This window comes from Mycobacterium sp. IEC1808, from assembly GCF_002101935.1.
Taxonomy (GTDB): Bacteria; Actinomycetota; Actinomycetes; order Mycobacteriales; family Mycobacteriaceae; genus Mycobacterium.
Window position 1 is genome coordinate 17768 of sequence record NZ_LQPV01000037.1, and the last position, 17826, is coordinate 35593.

Sequence of the window (17826 nt, forward strand, 5' to 3'; positions counted from 1 at the left end):
CTTGCGATTACTCCGCCGGTCCCCGATGGCGGTGCGCACCCGTCGCGGGACGCAAGAGTTCGGGGTCGACCAAACGGCCCAGGCCGTATTCACCGCGATGGCGAGCCGTTATGCCGTCGCGCTGCAGCGCATCACCATGGCCGGAAACCACATCGGACATGCTGAATAGGGACTCCGACCCGTCGTCGAAATAGTGCAGATGATCAAAGGCCGGGTTTATCGAATTGCCCGCCACTTCGGCTTTGAAGCGGGTGGAGCCGTAGCCGTCGACGGCAGGATCGTTGCCGAGTCCGCCGAAGTTCACGCCGATGAGTCCGGGGCCGGTCACGTGGGCAGGCAACCAGGTGACGGCATCGCCCGACGCCGCGCCGACGTAGAGGTGCCCGCCCTGTGGCAAATGGAAGTCGGACGCCGATTGCGCGAGGTCGGTGCCTGGGGATCCGATCAACACCACGTCGTTTGCGTGCATCCCAAAGGCCGCCGCCGCGTCCGCGACGAGGGTTGATCCGTAGGAGTGGCCGATCACCGTCATATGGGTTGGTGCACCTTCGTGGGTGACCGCCAGGGCGTTGACGTCGGCGGCCAGCACTCGCGCACCCTGCCGGGCCATCTCCACTTCGCGAAGGCCGGGATCGAACCAGTTGTTCGGCGCGTCGTAGCCAATCCACGTCACCACCGCGGTCGGGTTGCCCCAATCGGCGCGGGCGGATTCCCGATACAGGCGCATACCTTCGACCTCGGCCAGCGTCCCCTCGCGCACTGACGTGGCCGCCCCTTTCACCAAAACCGCCGTGTTGACCGCGGTGTCGGGATTGCCAACCGCGATGGCCGCGGACCCCTCACCTCCGAAAGCCTCGGGCTGGTACTTCAACAGAAAGACGTCCGCGACGCCATCCGGCGCTTTTAGGCCGCTTTGGGTGCGAAAAGCGTTGGCGTAGCGGCCGATTGCGACACCGGTCAGCCCGTACTCGACGGGTTGGGCTAGCACATCGTTGACGCCCACACCGCGCGACTTAGCAAGCTCTTCCACGCGGCGAAGGTCGTCATTCATCACCGCCTCATTCACGCGACTTCGCACGGCGACGGGGATACCGTTGAGGTTTCCCAACTCAGAAGGATGCTCGGCGATCAATCGGCCCTGCTGTTCGCCGTTGAGAGTTTTCCACCACCTGTTGACCTCCTCGGCGCTCGTTCCCGATGGCGGAATCTCGAGCAGCTCTTCAAGATTCGCCGGGGCATCCACCGTGTGAAGAACCGCCGGGTCGTAGCCGTCGGAGCGCAAGGCACTCAGCGACCTCCGCAAAAACTGCGAGTAGCCATCGCGCCGAGACCGAAGCTCGCCCAACGCGGCCGCAGTGTCGTCAACGGCCTGCTGCTCCAACGCACCGATGAGCGCGTCGAGCGCGAGGCGATCGTCCGACGCGAGCCGGCTATCCTTCTCGAGCGAGAGGGCATGGCCGAGCAAGTCATCGACCTCTCGCAATCGCATCTCCAACGTCGAGGTCGCCACGGCGCCAGCGGATTGCGCCTCGGCCAATGCGGCCGCGACACCTTCCAGGTCCGCTCCAATCCCTCCCAGCTGCAAAGATTGGGCCCCGAGCGACTGCGCCGTGCGCCCCACTTCGACCGAGTCGTTGATCGGGTGTTCGCCGGCCACCCGATTCCAGGACTCCTCGAACCGGCGGCGCGCCGCATCGAAGGCGGCGGCGGATTCGGCGGTACAGCGGCCGGCGTCGTGAAACGCCTGCGCCAGTTCGGATATCTGCGCTGGGCGCCCAGACTGCAGGCTGTCGTCAATCGCCCAGGGGTCGCCCCCGGCTTCGGCAATCAGGTGCGAACGGCTGATGTATCGGAAGTCCATCGCACCGCCCGCTCTTCGGCGGCGTTGCGGTCATCCATATTGGTGAACTGGTTGGCGGCGTAATGCGCATTGTGGCCGAGTCCGGTCAGCGTCTGCTGGTGGTTCTGCAAGGCCTCGACGTGCCGCCCGTGTGCCACGGTCACCGCCTCGTGAAACGTTTCGGCAGCAGCAAAAGCGCCGAACATCCCGGCTGACAGCGGGCCCCGTGACAGCTGATCGGCCCCCTCCTGTGCATGCCCGCCGGCGCGGTGCGAATCGTTGGCCCCCGAGTGCAGCATGTCGGTGTCGACGAACATCGCTACCCCCTCCCGGCCCGCGCGCAGGCTGAACTGGTGGCCAAGCTAATAAGCGCCCCTTCCCCCGTCAATTCAGTCATAAGGCGCTCGCCCCGTCGGCCAGCCCGTCGCCGTCGGCATCGGTCAGCTTGACGTTCCAGTGCCCGTCGCCGTCGGAGTCGACGTACCCGGTTATAACCCCCTCGTCGGCGCACAGCACCCGGTCGGCCACCCCGTTGCCGTCGCTATCGAGCAATCGGTCGTCGGCCTGACCGTGCCCGTCGAAGTCGACCAGCGGACCTCCGATGCGCTCGACGCCGTCGAGCCCGAACCACCGCAGCTGCCCGCCCCGATCGAAGGCGACCCCCCACGTCCCTGACCCGTCGTCGGTGAAATACGCCTCCGGGGCGCCGTCATTGTCAAGGTCGAGGACGGCGTGGTCGGCCATCCCGTCACCGTCGAAATCCGCCAGCGCGTCGTCCTGCATGCCGTCGCCGTCGAGATCCAACCCGATTGCATCGAGACGGCCGTCGCCGTCCAAATCGAGGTTGGGCTGGCCGTTCCAAATGGCCGCGGAGCCATCGTCATTACCCAGGCAGTAATCCATGCCTTGTCGGACGCTGGGCAACCGCTAGGCGTTCCCGCAACTCCATGAGCCGACGCTGAGCGTTAGCGCCTTCGCCACGGGTGCTCGGCCAACATGGTCGTGACCAACTCGATGACTTCGGCATCAGTGTCTTCGTCGGGGCGCGCCAGCTGTTCGGTCACGGCCGAAATCCGTTGCAGCAGAGCACCATAGGCATTGGCCGCGGCGCTGGCGTATCCGGCCGCGGCGTCCACCTGCCACGCTGCGCTGTACTGCGCGGGCAGGTCGCGAAGCTCCTGCGACAAATCGGCGGCCTGCTCCTGCACCGTCTTCACGAGGCGGCGTACCTCTTCGACGTCGACCGATCCCGCCGGTCCGACATCGTCAGCCACGCCGGCTTCGAGGACGCAATAAATCTGATGTACCACAGCGAGCGCGTCTTCAATACGGCCCGTATGCGCCCGCACTCCCGGCGGCGGGATGGGGATCGTCAACAACTCGGGCGACGCGGCTGGCGTCGCGGCGGCGAGGCGAGCGTCGGCTTCCGCGCGCACACGTGCCACCTCGGCGTCTGCGGCCTCGCGCGCAGCCGCGATCTCACCCTCGGCCTGCTCACGCACGGCCGCAATCTCACGCTCGGCCTGCTCGCGCGCAGCGGCCATCTCACTATCGGCCCGCTCGCGCACGGCCGCGACCTTGGCGGCGGCATCGGCGCGGACCTGTTCGGCCTCGGCCTGCGCGCGTGCGATGGCCTTATTCGCTTCCGCTCGCGCCCGGTCGACCTCGGCTTTCGCGGCTCGCTGTCCGGCCTCCACGTCACCACTGATCTGCCCGCGCGCGGCCGCAACCTCCGCAGCAGCGTCGGCGCGGACCCGCTCCAGCTCGGCGCGCACTTGCTGCAGGGCTTCCTGCGCTATCGCTCGATCGGCGGCCCGCTCGCCGAACCTTTGCACGGCGCGCGCCTCCGCCGCCCTGACCTGCTGGTGAGCCGCGGCAACCTCGGCCGCCGTATCGGCGCGGACCCGCTCCAGCTCCGCACGCACCTCCTGCAGGGCTTGCTCGGCAGCCGCTCGTTCGGCCGAACGCTCGGCGACCCGTTGCTCAGCGCGTGCCTCCGCCGCCCTGATCTTTTCCTGCGCCGCGGCGGCCGCGGTTATCGCGTCGGCGCGGACCCGTTCCAGCTCGGCGCGCAGCGTGTGCAATGTTTGTTCCGCCGCCACGCGTTGGGCTGCCAGCTCGGCGATCCCCTGTTCGGCGCGGGCCTCAGCGGCGCTGACCAGCTCCCGGGCTACGGCGGCGTCGGCCGCTGCGTCAGCACGGGCCCGCCCGAGCTCGGCGCGCACCCTCTCCAAGGCCTGGCGTGCCGCCGCTCGTTCGCCCGCCCACTCGGTGTCTTTGCTGGCCGCCTGCGCCTCGACAGCACGGGCGCGCTCGCGCGCTTCTTCGGCGGCGCGCGCAGACTGTTCAGCCTCCGCCTGCGCCATCGACGCGGCGGCGTTGGCGTCCTGCTTGTCTTGTTGGGCCTCGCGTGCCCGGCGCTCGGCCGCAAGCCGCAACTGGTCCGCCTCGACGACCTGCATCATCGGCGAGAGGCGAGTTCGCGCGGGGCCAAACCGGTTGCGGTGTTCGACAAGGTCTTGTTCGGTCATCGCGGCCATCACCGCCAACACCGCGGGGGGCTTTGTGCCCAGCCGCGCCGCAGCAGCGACCGCTTCTGCAGCGGCGCGCTTTGTCAAAGCCGCCCACTCGTCGCGGTCGAGGTCTTCGATGTGTTGCCGTGTGGTTGTCACTGGCGCCGACGCCTCCCACCCGCGGCGATCCGCCGGCCCGGTTCGGGGATTTCGTCGCCCAACGGTCGGGGTGCCGCTCGGAGCGCCTCGGGCATTGCGAGCAGGTCTGGCTTTGCGCCCGCAGCGGTAGAAGGCAGATCGCCAGGAGGTTCATCGAGCAGGCTGCCTTGCTGGGCCAACACCAGCGTGAACTGGCCGAGGTAGACCGACACGGCCCTGGCGAGCGTGTCGTCTCCGAGGTGCTCCGCGTCGCGCAGGAGCCCTCGCAAGATTTCCAAAGCCAGCTCCGGCCCAAGCCCGAGGCCAAGGGTGGCACCATTACCAGCCGCCGGCTCGATGCCCGCGGTCTCGACCACCCACACCAGCCGCTGCCAGCATCGCGTCACCGCGGCCGCGTGCTGCTCATCATCCCGACGTTCCCGATTCTGGCGTTCCTGCTGCTCGAGCTCCATCCGGTGTCGCCGCGACGCCCGCTGCATGGCGAGCAGCACAAGGAGGGCCACGATGATGGCTGCGCAGAGCGCTGCAACGCCGCCGAAACCCGCTGACATCAAGAACTCGTTCTCCGGCGGTAGCGCCAGCATCCGCCCGGGCAGCGCAAATCCTTCAGCGACGACCCGAAGGCGCCCATCGGAATTCAACATACGTGCAGTATGCCTCCTGGGCGGACTTCAGACCATTGGAATCTTTCGATGATATTCGTCGCACTGCACCCGCGCCAACGCCCGACAAGCGCTTTCGGCGGTGTCAGCGGTCACAGTCCCCTCGGCCGGCCAGCGGTCGTGGTGAAATGCTCGGCGCACGCGGCGGCCAGTTCCAACAGGCGTCGCCGGGTGGTCCGGTTGATCTCGTCCTTGACGTCGATCACCCCGCCCGGGCGCAGGTGCCCGTCGAAGGGAATCTCGATCACTTTCTGGCCCCGGCCGCCGAAGCGCTGGACCAAAAGCGCGATGTCGCGCTTGGCGGCGTGCCCGTCCGAATCGTTGACCACCACCACCGTGCGCTGTAGCAAACCGTTGAACCCATGATTCGCCAGCCAATCCAGGGCCTGCGCCGCCGCCGAGGCGCCGTCGTACCACGGCGAAGACACCACGATCAGCGCATCAACACCGGCGAGCACCTCCTGGGTCACCGGCGAATCCAGGCTCGATCCGCAGTCGACGATCGACAAGGTGAAGTGCTTGTCGAGCTGCGTCGTCGCTTCGCGGTAGATCGCCGGGTCCAACACGCGGCGACTGGCGGTGGCCGCATCCCCGGCCAGCACGAACAAGCCGGCCCTGTTGCTGCCCACCCGGGCGCGGATGTCGGCGAACGAGAACAGGTGCCGGTCGGTGGCCAGCTCCCAGTACGAGCTCGCCGTCGACGGGTCGATCCGGCTGGCCAGCTTGCCGTACGAGGTGTCCGCGTCGATCGCCACCACGCGATCGTCGTTTCGCAACTCGGCGAACACCGACCCGACGCTGGCGGCGATGGTGCTCTTGCCGACCCCGCCCTTGCCCAGCACGCCGATCTTGTAGGTGCCGCGCAACAGGGTCCGGATCTTGGCTTCGAGTTCGGCCTGATAACGCTCGTCAGGGGACCAGCCCAGATTGATCAGCTTGAAACTGGCGACGTAAACGGCTTTGCGCCAGCCGCGGCCGGGTGGGATGCGCCGGGTCGGCACGAGGTCGCTGCGGCGGATGCTGTCGACATAATTCAACGGCGGCGGCGGCGGACGCTGGGCTTGACCCCAGCCAGGGCTTCCCGTCGGCGGCGCCGCCGCCTGCTGCTGCGGTTGCGGCCACGCCGGGCCCGGCGGGTCAGTGGGGACATCCGGCCGCGGCGGCGAGGCGGCGCCCGATGCCGGCGGTTGCTGGGCTGAGGCCCATCCGTCGGGGCGCGGGCCCCCGTACTGGCCGGCGTCGGGTCTGCTTGGGGCAGGCCCGGATTCGCGGCCCCGTCCACGTGTGGGGCCTGGCGCCCTGGAGCGGTCGAACAGCGTGGCGGTCTCGTCGAGCGGCCCGCCGTGGCGGAACGCGGGCTGGTCCGGCCACTGATAGGGGGCGTCGTTTGGCGTCTCCGCCGCGGGAGCCCCGTTGTCGAGCTTGTCGTCCTGTGGGCGCAACGGCACCGGCCCTGACCCGTTCGCTACGGCCTCGGGCGGGCCGGCGGGAACCGCAGGCGGAGTCGCATGATCGTCGGAATCTGCGCCTGTACGTTCGGTCATATGGCCTCCTAATCAGGACAAAGACCGGCATCCGCGTTGCATTTTATGCCCGGTGGCCGAAGTCGGGCCTTTCAGGCGTTCCCGCGCGACCGCCACCAAGACAGCAACTCGGCGGTTGCTTCCTCGGTCGTCAGCGGCCCGCGTTCCAGGCGCAGCTCCTTCAGGTACCGCCACGCCTCGCCGACTTGCGGGCCCGCCGGGATGCCGAGCAGCTCCATGATCGCGTTGCCGTCCAGATCGGGGCGCACCCGCGCCAAGTCCTCCTGGGCCGCCAGCTCGGCGATCCGCTCCTCCAGCCGGTCGTAGCTGGCCTGCAGGCGGGCGGCCCGGCGCTTGTTGCGGGTCGTGCAGTCGGCGCGAACCAGCTTGTGCAGCCGCGGCAGCAGCGGCCCCGCGTCGGTGACATAGCGGCGCACCGCCGAGTCGGTCCACTTGCCCTCGCCGTAGCCGTGGAACCGCAGGTGCAGAAACACCAGCTGCGAGACGTCGTCGACCATCTGCTTGGAATACTTCAACGCCCGCAACCGCTTTCGGGCCATCTTGGCACCCACCACCTCGTGGTGGTGAAAACTCACCCCGCCGTTGGCCTCGTGCCGCCGCGTCGCCGGCTTGCCGATGTCATGCAGCAGTGCCGCCCAGCGCAGCACCAGATCCGGTCCCTCGTCCTCCAGCGCGATGGCCTGGCGCAGCACCGTCAGCGAATGCTGGTAGACGTCCTTGTGCTGGTGGTGTTCGTCGATGGCCATCCGCATGCCGCCCACCTCGGGCAGCACCACCTCACCCATCCCGGTCTCCACCAGCAGGTCGATGCCGGCCACCGGGTCGTCGCCGAGCAGCATCTTGTCCAGCTCGGCGGCCACCCGCTCGGCGCTAATCCGCGCCAGCTGCGGCGCCATCTCTTCGATCGCCTCCCGCACCCGCGGCGCGACGGTGAAACCGAGTTGCGAGACGAACCGCGCGGCGCGCAGCATCCGCAGCGGGTCGTCGCCAAACGACACCGAGGGCGCGGCCGGGGTGTCCAGCACGCGCTGGCGCAGCGCCGCCAAACCGCCTAGGGGATCAAGGAATTCACCCGGGCCGGTCGGCAGCACCCGCACGGCCATCGCGTTCACCGTGAAATCGCGGCGCACCAGATCGTCCTCGAGGCGATCGCCGAAGCGCACCTCGGGTTTGCGTGACACCTGGTCATAGGCGTCGGCGCGGAACGTGGTGATCTCCAGGCGATAGTCGCCCTTGCCGACGCCGACGGTGCCGAACTGGATCCCCGTCTCCCACACCGCGTCGGCCCAGCGCCGCACCAATTCCTGGACCTGCTCGGGGCGGGCGTCAGTGGTGAAGTCCAAGTCGGGACTGAGCCTGCCCAGCAACGCGTCTCGCACCGAACCGCCGACGAGGTACAGCTCGTGACCGCCGGCATCGAACAGCGCACCCAATTCACCCAGCACGGAGGCGTGCTTGTTCAGGGCGACCGCGGCAGCGGTCAGCAGGTTGGCATCCTGGGCGGCGTCAGGCACGTTCGATCAGCGTAGTCGGGTGACGCGGCCGACACTGACCCCGCGCCGCCGGACGGCGACTAGCGGCGAGTATCTCGGGAAGACCAGCCCGTGCCAGCTACTATCGCTTGGGTGTCGGACGCCGAACAAGCCAAACCACGTCGACGCCGGGGGCGGCGTCGGCGTCGTGGCGCGGCTGCCGCGGCCGAAACCCCCAAGGATCCCCAGACGAACGGCGACTCGTCGCCTTCGAAACCCCGGCGGTCCCGGCCATCCCGCGGCGTCCCCGATCGACTCAAGACCGTCCACGAAACCTCCGCCGGCGGTCTCGTCATCGACGGAATCGACGGGCCGCGCGACGAGCAGGTCGCGGCGTTGATCGGCCGCGTCGATCGGCGCGGACGGATGCTGTGGTCGCTGCCCAAAGGACATATAGAGATGGGCGAGACCGCGGAACAGACCGCGATTCGCGAGGTCGCCGAGGAAACGGGTATTCGCGGCAGCGTGCTTGCCGCGCTGGGACGCATCGACTATTGGTTCGTCACCGACGGCCGCCGGGTGCACAAGACCGTGCACCATTATTTGATGCGCTTCTCCGGCGGCGAGCTCTCCGACGAGGACCTTGAAGTCGCCGAGGTGGCGTGGGTGCCGATCGGCGAGCTGCCGTCCCGGTTGGCCTATGCCGACGAGCGCCGCCTCGCCCAGGTCGCCGACGAGCTGATCGACAAGCTGCAGAGCGACGGCCCGTCCGCGCTTCCGCCGCTGCCGCCGAGCTCGCCGCGGCGACGCCCGCAAACGCATTCACGGACCCGGCATTCCGACAAGCCCGTGGCGGGCCGGAAGAACGGTCACGGGCCAGGGCCGTGACGGCTCTCCGACTCTGCTGGGCCGGCTTCGTGCGCCTCGCCGCCGTGGTTAGCATCGTGGCCGGTTTTGCGGTGCTCGCCGGGCCCACCCCGCGCGCGGCGGCGGGCGAACCCGGGGAGACGCCCTTCGTCCGGGTCCGCATCGACCAGGTGACCCCGGACGTGGTCACCACGACAAGCCCACCCGTCGTCACCGTCAGTGGAATGGTGACCAACATCGGTGACCGCCCGGTCCGCGACGTCATGGTCCGGTTGGAGCACGCGCCGGCGGTCAACGACTCCGCGGCGTTGCGCACCTCGCTGGACGGCAGCACCGACCAGTACCAGCCGGCCGCCGATTTCCTCACGGTGGCCCCCGAGCTGCAGCGCGGCCAGGAAGTGAGCTTCACTCTGGCGGCCCCACTGCGGGCATTGACCAAGCCGTCGTTGGGGATGGAGAAGCCCGGGATCTACCCCGTCCTGGTCAACGTCAACGGGACACCCGACTACGGCGCTCCGGCCCGCCTCGACAACGCGCGGTTCCTGCTGCCCGTTGTCGGCGTGCCGCCCGATCACGCCGACGACGTCAATTCCGCCGTCGCGCCCGACACCTCCAAACCCGTGTGGATCACGATGCTCTGGCCGCTGGCCGATCGGCCGCGGCTGTCCCCAGGCGTGCCCGGCGGCACCATTCCGGTCCGGTTGGTCGACGACGACTTGGCCACCTCCCTGGCCACCGGCGGGCGGCTGGACATCCTGCTCGCCGCCGCGGAGGTCGCCACCAGCCACGACGTCGACCCCGACGGCGCCGTCAGCCACGCGCTGTGCCTGGCCGTCGACCCGGACCTGCTGGTCACCGTCAACGCGATGACCGCGGGCTACGTGGTGTCCAACTCGCCCGACGGGCCCGCCCAGCTGCCGGGCACCCCGACCCACCCGGGAACCGGCCAGGCCGCCGCGACCGAGTGGCTGAACCGGCTGCGCGCCCTGTCCCACCGCACCTGCGTGGCGCCGCTGCCCTACGCCCAGGCCGACCTCGACGCCCTGCAACGCGTCAACGACCCCGGGCTGAGCGCAGCCGCCACCAACAGCGTCGGCGGCATCGTCGACCGCATCCTCGACGTCCAGTCCACCCGCGGGGCCACGCTGCTGCCCGACGGCCCGTTGACCGGCCGAACCGTCAGCCTGCTCAGTGCCGATGACAGCACGGTCGCGATCGCCGCCGGCGAGTTGTCCGCCCAAAACTCGACAACAGACAACCCGGCCGGCGTCGACACCGCGCCCCGGCGGTTGTCCCCGCAGGTGGTGGTCGCGCCGTTCGACCCGGCCGTCGGCGCCGCGCTCGCTGGCGCGGGCAACAACCCGATCGCCCCCACCTACCTGGACTCCTCGCTGACCGTCCGCCTTTCGCACGACTCCAACACCGCCCGGCGCCAGGACGCGTTGGGTTCGATCTTCTGGCACGCGCTGCAGCGCGATGCGGTGCCGCGCACCCAGCTGCTGGTGCCGCCGGCGACGTGGAACCTGCAGGCCGACGACGCGCAGGTCATCTTGACGGCGCTGGCCACCAGCATCCGGTCCGGCCTGGCGGTGCCGAGGCCGCTGCCCGCCGTCATCGCCGAGGCCGCGGCCCGCACCGAGCCGCCCGAGCAGGCAGCCAACGACGGCTCCGCGCGTGGCCGGTTCACCGACGACGTCACCGCCAACATCGCCGCCCAGGTCGGCCGGCTGTGGGGCCTCACCTCCGCGCTGACCACCGACGAACGCACCGGCCTGACCGGCGTCCAGTACACCGCGCCGCTGCGCGAGGACATGCTGCGCGCGTTGAGCCAATCCGAACCGCCCGACACCCGCAACGGGCTCGCCCAACAGCGTCTGGTGGTGGTCGGCAAGACGATCAGCGACTTGTTCGGTGCGGTCACGATCGTCAACCCGGGCGGCTCCTACACCCTGGCCACGGAGCACAGCCCGCTTCCGCTGGCGCTGCACAACGGCCTGGCGGTCCCCATCCGGGTGCGGCTGCAGGTCGACGCCCCGCCGGGCATGACGGTCACCGACGTCGGCCAGATCGAATTGCCGCCGGGCTACCTGCCGCTCCGGGTGCCGATCGAGGTGAACTTCACCCAGCGCGTCGCGGTCGATGTGACGCTGCGGACCCCCGACGGTATGCGGCTCGGCGAGCCGGTGCGGTTGTCGGTGCATTCCAACGCGTACGGCAAGGTGCTGTTCGCGATCACGCTCAGCGCGGCGGCGGTGCTGGTGCTGCTGGCCGGTCGCCGGCTGTGGCACCGGTTCCGCGGCCAGCCCGACCGCGCCGACCTGGACCGCCCCGACCCGCCGCATCCCAGATCCGCCGACCTGCACGACGAGATCGACGATCGGGTCGAGCACAAACCCCGCGTTTGACGTCCTCCATCGACTTCAAGCCGTTGGATTCCAACCCTTCCCCGTCGCACTTAGGCAGCAGGAGAGCAGAGTTGAGGTTCACGGTTCGCAGACCGGCCAGTGCCGAGGTCTCCCCGTGCTGTCACCGCCCGTCCGGCGGCGATGTTGCGTGCGGCGTTGACGTCAGCGTGGCACGGCCCCGCGCCGCAGGCGACGCACTGGAAAACCGCTTGGCTCTTGCGGTTTTCCGGCGCGACGTGCCCGCGGTGGGAGCATCGTTGCGACGTATACGCTGCCGGGACGAATTCCAGCCGCCCCTTGACCTCGTGCTTGAGTCGGGCCGCCACCAGTCCCCACCCTTGGCGGCTGATCTCACGGTTGAGGCCCCGTTTCTGGGCGACATTAGTGCCCGGACATTCCCTAGTCCCGCGTGTCGAGCGGGTCATCGCCCGCGCGTTCAAGTCCTCGACGCGGATGGTCTCAAAGCGGCGCGCCAGATCGGTGGTGGTCTTTTCCACCCAGTCACGGCGGCGATCGGTTTCGCGGACGCGCCACCGCGCAATGGCCCGCTTGGTTCCCGTCCGGCGGCGCGATCCGCGCTGCGCGCGGGCCAGACGCCGCTGCAACCTGCGCAGTCGCCTAGCTTCACCAACACTGAGGCCGGGAGCGCGCAGCAGCTCGCCGTTGGACAGTGCAACCGATACCGCCACGCCGCGATCAACGCCAACGACGCTGCCATCACCAGGTCCCGAAACGGGTTCTGGGATAACGGCAAAGGCGATGTGCCAGCGCCCCGATCGATCCAACGTGACCCGGTAGGACTTCACCGTGGCAGGGATGGCGCGGGTCCACCGAAACCAAACCCACCCGATCTTCGGTATCCATACCTGTCCCTGGCGGCGGTTGAGCCGTTTGAGGTGGCGCGCTTTGAATCCGACCTGCCGAAATCCTTCGTGGGTGCCAGCCTTACGCCATGTTGGGCGGCGGTGGGTGCCATTGAAATAATTGCGCATTGCTTGGGCGAAGTCGCGCAAGGCCTGCTGCTGCACGGTTTGCGATCCGGCTGCCAGCCACTCGTGTTCGGCGCGGGCTGTGGTCAACTGGGCACACTGCTCGTTATAGCCCGGCGCCCGACGACCTGGTTGCCAGTGCTGCTGCTGCTCGACGGCCCGATTCCATACAAACCGGGCGTGACGACATTGTTCAGCCAACGCCATTGCTTGCTCGGGGTTCGGACGCAATCGAAATCTGGACACGCCAATAACCTAAGAACGACCACCGACATCCTGCCGAAAGGAGGAATGCGGCCTCTTCTTCCCCGGCTAAAGCCGCGGGTTTCCACACCGCAAAACTGATGGATCACGCCCACCGGCGGACGCACGCACAGCCGCCACCACAGCGCCTGCCGGCGGGGCCGCGCCACGGCCGGCCGGGCCCACCGACCGGTCCCCTGCCGCCGGTGCCTGAGCTCGCGCGGCGCCGGCCCGAGCTGTCCGACGCCGCCCTGGTGTCGCGGTCGTGGGCGATGGCCTTCGCGACGTTGATCAGCCGCCTCACCGGCTTCGCGCGCATCGTCGTGTTGGCCGCCATCCTGGGTGCCGCGCTGTCGAGTGCCTTCTCGGTGGCCAATCAGCTGCCGAACCTGGTGGCGGCGCTCGTGCTGGAGGCGACGTTCACCGCGATCTTCGTGCCGGTCCTGGCCCGCGCCGAGCAAGGCGACGCCGACGGCGGCGCGGCGTTCGTGCGACGCCTGGTCACGTTGACGACCGCACTGCTGCTGGTCGCCACCGCGCTCTCGGTCGTGGCCGCGCCCCTGTTGGTGCGGCTGATGTTGGGCCGCTCCCCGCAGGTCAACGAGCCACTGACCACCGCCTTCGCCTACCTGCTGCTGCCGCAGGTGCTCGCCTACGGCCTGACGTCGGTGTTCATGGCAATTCTCAACACCCGCAATGTGTTTGGGCCGACGGCGTGGGCCCCGGTCGTCAACAACGTGGTCGCGCTCGCCACCCTCGGCGTGTACCTGGCGGTGCCGGGCGAGCTGTCCGTCGATCCCGTTCGGATGGGCAACGCCAAGCTGCTGGTGCTTGGCATCGGCACCACGCTTGGCGTGTTCGCGCAGACCGCCGTGCTGCTGGTGGCGCTGAAACGCCAGCGCGTGAGCCTGCGCCCGCTGTGGGGAATCGACGAGCGGCTCAAGCGGTTCGGCGCGATGGCCGGGGCGATGGTCCTCTACGTGGTGATCAGCCAGCTCGGCCTGGTGGTCGGCAACCAGATCGCCAGCACCGCGGCCGCGTCCGGTCCGGCGATCTACAACTACACCTGGCTGGTGCTGCAGCTGCCCTACGGGATGATCGGCGTGACGGTGCTGACCGTCGTGATGCCGCGGCTGAGCCGCAACGCCGCCGCCGATGACACCGGGGCGGTGCTGGCCGACCTGTCGCTGGCGACCCGGCTGACGCTCTTCACGCTGATCCCGATCGTGGCGTTCATGACCGTCGGCGGCCCGGCGATCGGCAGCGCGCTGTTCGCCTATGGGCATTTCGGGGAGGTCGACGCCGGCTACCTGGGCGCCGCGATCGCATTGTCGGCGTTCACGTTGATCCCCTACGGCCTGGTGCTGCTGCAGCTGCGCGTCTTCTACGCGCGCGAACAACCCTGGACGCCGATCGTGCTCATCCTGGTCATCACCGCCGTCAAGATCGTCGGCTCGGTGCTGGCCCCCCACCTGACCCACGACCCCAAGCTGGTGGCCGGCTTCCTCGGCCTGGCCAACGGCATCGGCTTCCTGGCCGGCGCGATCGTCGGCTACTACCTGCTGCGACGGGCGCTGCTGCCCAAGGGCGGCCACCTGATCGACGTCGGGGCGGTGCGGACAATCCTGGTGACGATCGTCGCGTCGATGCTGGCCGGCCTCGTCGCGCATGTGGCCGATCGGCTGCTCGGGCTCGCCCGGCTGACGGCCCACGGCGGCTTGGGCTCGCTGCTGCGGCTGTTGGTCCTGGCGATCATCATGTTGCCGATCATGGCCGCGGTCATGGTCCGTGCGCGGGTGCCCGAAGCGCAGGCGGCGATTGACGCGCTCAGGCGCCGCTTTTCGCGCTGCGGACCGCGCGTCGCGGTAGCTTCGCGCAAATCGGCCGGGCAACAGGGATCGTCTCGGCCGGGCCACGTCACGTACCCTGAGCAGAGGAATTCGTCCCCGCCGGGGGGAAGTGCGGTCCAGGAGCCGATCCGGCGCAGGCCTCCGGAGCGGGTAGCCAGCGCCCGAGTAGCGAAAGGACCGGAGGTGACCGACCGCCCATTGGAGAGCGCATCTAGCGCTGGATCCGATTTGGGGTCAGGCGCCGAGACTCCGCGCCCAGTCGCCGACGACTTCCAGCCCGACATTCCGCCCGGTCCGGCCCATGAACGGCCGGCGCCGCGCCCGACCGACCGTTTGAACGGCGACCTGTCGGTCGACACCGCCGTCGGGGCCGGGGACGACGTGCACCTCGTCCCGGGCGCCCGCATCGCCGGCGGCCGGTATCGGCTGCTGGTCTTCCACGGCGGCGCACCCCCGCTGCAGTTCTGGCAGGCGCTGGACACCAAGCTGGACCGGCAGGTGGCGCTGACCTTCGTCGATCCCGACGGAGCCCTGCCCCGCGAGGTGCTGCAGGACATCTTGTCTCGAACCCTGCGGCTGAGCCGGATCGACAAGCCCGGTATCGCCCGCGTGCTCGACGTGGTCCACACCGGCTCCGGCGGCCTGGTCGTCTCGGAGTGGATCCGCGGCGGTTCGCTGCAGGAGGTAGCCGACACAGCACCGTCGCCCATCGGCGCCGTCCGCGCGATGCAATCGCTGGCCGCCGCCGCCGACGCCGCCCACCGCGCCGGGGTCGCCCTGTCGATCGATCACCCCAGCCGGGTGCGCGTCAGCATCGAGGGCGACGTGGTGCTGGCCTATCCCGCGACCATGCCCGACGGCAACCCGCAACAGGACATCCGCGGAATCGGCGCCGCCCTGTATGCGCTGTTGGTCAATCGGTGGCCGCTGCCGGAATCCGGGGTGCGCAGCGGGCTGGCGCCGGCCGAGCGTGATTCATCGGGGAATCCCGTCGAACCCATGGTGATCGACCGCGAGATCCCGTTCCAGGTATCCGCGGTCGCGGTACGGGCGGTTCAAGAAGACGGCGGAATCCGCAGCGCCTCAACCCTTTTGAACTTGCTGCAGCAGGCGACGGCGGTGGCCGATCGCACCGAGGTGCTCGGCCCGATCGACGATTCGCCCGCGCTGCCTCCCACCACCCGGTTGTCCCCCGGCCGCGAGTACGCGACCTTCGCGCGCCGGCGCCGCAACGTGCTGATCGGTGTCGGGGCCGCCGTCGCCGTCATCGTGGTCGCCTTGCTGGTGCTTGCGTCGGTGGTGAGCAAGATCTTCGGCAACGTCGGCGGCGGCCTGAACAAAGACGAGCTCGGGCTCAACGGCCCGTCGTCGTCGGCGTCGTCGTCCGCTCCCAATTCCGCGGCCGCCGGCAGCGTCGTCAAACCCACCAAGGCGACGGTCTACTCCCCCGACGGAGACGCCGACAACCCCGGTCAGGCCGGGCAGGCGATCGACGGCGACCCCTCGACCGCCTGGTCCACCGAGGTCTACACCGACGCCGTCCCGTTCCCCTCCTTCAAGCAGGGCGAAGGGCTGATGTTGCAGCTGCCCAACCCCACCGTGGTCGGTCAGGTAACCATCGACACCCCGAGCAGCGGCACCAAGGTTGAGATTCGCTCGGCCTCGACCGCGGCGCCGTCCAAGCTCGAAGACACCACCGTGCTGGCGCCGGCTTTCGCGCTCAAGCCTGGTCACAACGTCATCCCCGTCCGGGGCGGCTCGGCGACGTCGAACGTGTTGGTGTGGATCTCCACGCTGGGAACCACCAACGGCAAGAGCCAGGCCAGCTTCTCGGAAGTCACGGTCCAGGCAGCCTCCTGACGGAGCGGGCGCCCACAGCCCCCGCGTTGGTGAAGTGCCGCGCGACCACCGATTAGTTAGTGTCCGGCCGTGGGTCTCGGGGGGAACAGCCAGGGCGAACGCAGCGACGCCGAACTGCTCGCGGCCCACGTAGCCGGCGACCGCTACGCGTTCGCCGAGTTGTTCCACCGTCACCACCGCCAGCTGCACCGGCTGGCACGGCTGACCACCCGCACCCGCGAGGACGCCGAGGACGCGCTGCAGGACGCGATGCTCTCGGCACATCGCGGGGCGGGATCGTTCCGGCACGACGCGGCCGTCGGCAGCTGGCTGCACCGCATCGTGGTCAACGCGTGCCTGGACCGGCTGCGCCGCACCAAGGCCCACCCGACCGCCCCGCTCGAGGACGTGCACCCCGTCGCCGATCGCACCGCGCAGGTCGAGACGGCGATCGTGGTGCAACGGGCCCTGATGCGCCTTCCCATCGAGCAGCGGGCGGCGGTGGTGGCCGTCGACATGCAGGGCTATTCCGTCGCCGACACCGCCGCGCTGCTGGGCGTCGCCGAGGGCACCGTCAAGAGCCGGTGTTCCCGCGCCCGGGTCCGCCTCGCCCAGCTGCTCGGTTACCTCGACACCGGTCCCGACGCGGGCCCACCGATGGCCGTCAAGCAGCGCATGACGGACACTGGGGCGGATGGGTGAACCCGACGACGAAGCCGCCGAGCCGCCCCTGACCGTCGAGCTGCTGGCCGACCTTCAGGCCGGTCTGCTCGACGACGATGCCGCGGCCCGCGTGCGTAAACGCGTCCGCGAAGACCCGGAGGCGCAGGGCATGCTGCGCGCGCTGAACCAGGTGCGCTGCGACGTCGCGACGTTAGGGGCCGATCCGGCGTCCGCGCCCGAGGTGCCCCCCGAAGTCGCCGCGCGGATCTCGGAGGCGTTGCGGTCGGCCGATCACACCGGTCTCACACACGCGGCCCGGCCGCATCTGGGTGCCCCCAGGGTGGTCGCCGGCCTGCTCGGCGTGGGCGCCGTGCTGGCGGCGGTCGGCGTGGGCACGGTGGCGCTGGTCAGCGCCCCGGAGCCCGCCCCGAGCACCCCGGCCACCGCCGAGCACATCACGGTGTCGACGCCGCCGCCGACGATTCCGCTGTCACAGCCCGAGATCCTCGGACTGCTCCACCGCAGCCCGGACTACGGCCCGCTCGGCGACCCCGCGCTGCGGGCGTCCTGCCTCAGCGGCCTGGGCTACTCGGCGTCCACGCAGGTGCTGGGCGCGCGACCGGTCGACATCAACGCCCGCCCCGGCGTGCTGCTGGTGTTGCCCGGCGACACGCCCGAAAATCTGGCGGTCTTCGCGGTGGCGCCGAATTGCAGCGCCGCCGATACCGGGTTGCTGGCCAACACGCAGGTCCCGCGGGCGTAGTCGCCGCCAGCATGCCT

The 17826-nt window shown here is 69.6% G+C and carries 13 protein-coding genes; 5 read left to right on the forward strand and 8 right to left on the reverse strand.

The features are described 5' to 3' along the window. Window positions 1–7: 7 nt before the first annotated feature. From AWB92_RS20055 to AWB92_RS20085, 7 genes are all read right to left on the reverse strand, one after another. Complete coding sequence (locus AWB92_RS20055) at window positions 8–1861, reverse strand: alpha/beta hydrolase (RefSeq protein ID WP_085188775.1); 1854 nt, start codon at window positions 1859–1861, stop codon at window positions 8–10. After that, complete coding sequence (locus tag AWB92_RS20060) at window positions 1828–2157, reverse strand: DUF2563 family protein (protein WP_085188777.1); 330 nt, start codon at window positions 2155–2157, stop codon at window positions 1828–1830. Before AWB92_RS20060 ends, AWB92_RS20055 begins: the two co-directional genes overlap by 34 nt. Before the next feature lie 76 nt (window positions 2158–2233). Then, window positions 2234–2743: a pullulanase gene (locus tag AWB92_RS20065; RefSeq protein ID WP_085188779.1), complete on the reverse strand. Its 510-nt coding sequence runs from the start codon at window positions 2741–2743 to the stop codon at window positions 2234–2236. 62 nt (window positions 2744–2805) lie between these two features. Then, window positions 2806–4512, reverse strand: a complete 1707-nt coding sequence (locus AWB92_RS20070) for a hypothetical protein (protein ID WP_085188781.1) — start codon at window positions 4510–4512, stop codon at window positions 2806–2808. Further along, window positions 4509–5156 (reverse strand): hypothetical protein, encoded by a 648-nt coding sequence (locus AWB92_RS20075; protein ID WP_241523531.1) that lies wholly within the window; start codon window positions 5154–5156, stop codon window positions 4509–4511. Before AWB92_RS20075 ends, AWB92_RS20070 begins: the two co-directional genes overlap by 4 nt. A gap of 110 nt (window positions 5157–5266) precedes the next feature. Further along, entirely contained in the window at window positions 5267–6718 is a 1452-nt protein-coding gene (locus AWB92_RS20080; protein ID WP_085188785.1) for a MinD/ParA family protein, read from the reverse strand. A gap of 71 nt (window positions 6719–6789) precedes the next feature. Then, the gene (locus tag AWB92_RS20085; protein WP_085188787.1) at window positions 6790–8232 is read right to left on the reverse strand and encodes a CCA tRNA nucleotidyltransferase; all 1443 of its coding nucleotides are present in this window, start codon (window positions 8230–8232) and stop codon (window positions 6790–6792) included. A 111-nt stretch (window positions 8233–8343) separates the two neighbouring features. Between AWB92_RS20085 and AWB92_RS20090 the strand changes: the two genes are divergently transcribed. Continuing rightward, the gene (locus AWB92_RS20090; RefSeq protein WP_068178826.1) at window positions 8344–9078 is read left to right on the forward strand and encodes an NUDIX hydrolase; all 735 of its coding nucleotides are present in this window, start codon (window positions 8344–8346) and stop codon (window positions 9076–9078) included. Further along, window positions 9075–11462 carry a hypothetical protein gene (locus AWB92_RS20095; protein WP_085188789.1) on the forward strand — a complete coding sequence of 796 codons (2388 nt, stop codon included), beginning with the start codon at window positions 9075–9077 and terminating at the stop codon, window positions 11460–11462. Before AWB92_RS20090 ends, AWB92_RS20095 begins: the two co-directional genes overlap by 4 nt. Window positions 11463–11512: 50 nt before the next feature. Here AWB92_RS20095 and AWB92_RS20100 read toward each other — a convergent pair whose 3' ends face one another. Beyond that, window positions 11513–12697, reverse strand: coding sequence for an RNA-guided endonuclease TnpB family protein (locus tag AWB92_RS20100; RefSeq protein WP_085188791.1), 1185 nt, complete (start codon window positions 12695–12697; stop codon window positions 11513–11515). Between the two features lie 98 nt (window positions 12698–12795). On the opposite strand from AWB92_RS20100, the gene murJ reads away from it, so the two are divergent. The 3 genes from murJ (at window position 12796) to AWB92_RS20115 (ending at window position 17809) form a co-directional block, all read left to right on the forward strand. Beyond that, a complete protein-coding gene (gene murJ, locus AWB92_RS20105; RefSeq protein ID WP_085188793.1) occupies window positions 12796–16404 on the forward strand; it encodes a murein biosynthesis integral membrane protein MurJ in 3609 nt (1202 codons plus the stop codon). Between the two features lie 69 nt (window positions 16405–16473). After that, the gene (gene sigM, locus AWB92_RS20110) at window positions 16474–17085 is read left to right on the forward strand and encodes an RNA polymerase sigma factor SigM (protein ID WP_085188795.1); all 612 of its coding nucleotides are present in this window, start codon (window positions 16474–16476) and stop codon (window positions 17083–17085) included. After that, window positions 17078–17809 carry a hypothetical protein gene (locus AWB92_RS20115; RefSeq protein WP_085188797.1) on the forward strand — a complete coding sequence of 244 codons (732 nt, stop codon included), beginning with the start codon at window positions 17078–17080 and terminating at the stop codon, window positions 17807–17809. Before sigM ends, AWB92_RS20115 begins: the two co-directional genes overlap by 8 nt. The last annotated feature ends 17 nt before the right edge of the window (window positions 17810–17826 follow it).

Coding starts and splice junctions, on each gene's coding strand:
- AWB92_RS20075 (WP_241523531.1), bottom strand. CDS start 5,156: ATGTTGAATTCCGATGGGCGCCTTCGGGTCGTCGCTGAAGGATTTGCG.
- AWB92_RS20115 (WP_085188797.1), top strand. CDS start 17,078: ATGGGTGAACCCGACGACGAAGCCGCCGAGCCGCCCCTGACCGTCGAG.
- AWB92_RS20060 (WP_085188777.1), bottom strand. CDS start 2,157: ATGTTCGTCGACACCGACATGCTGCACTCGGGGGCCAACGATTCGCAC.
- AWB92_RS20055 (WP_085188775.1), bottom strand. CDS start 1,861: ATGGACTTCCGATACATCAGCCGTTCGCACCTGATTGCCGAAGCCGGG.
- AWB92_RS20080 (WP_085188785.1), bottom strand. CDS start 6,718: ATGACCGAACGTACAGGCGCAGATTCCGACGATCATGCGACTCCGCCT.
- AWB92_RS20065 (WP_085188779.1), bottom strand. CDS start 2,743: ATGGATTACTGCCTGGGTAATGACGATGGCTCCGCGGCCATTTGGAAC.
- murJ (WP_085188793.1), top strand. CDS start 12,796: ATGGATCACGCCCACCGGCGGACGCACGCACAGCCGCCACCACAGCGC.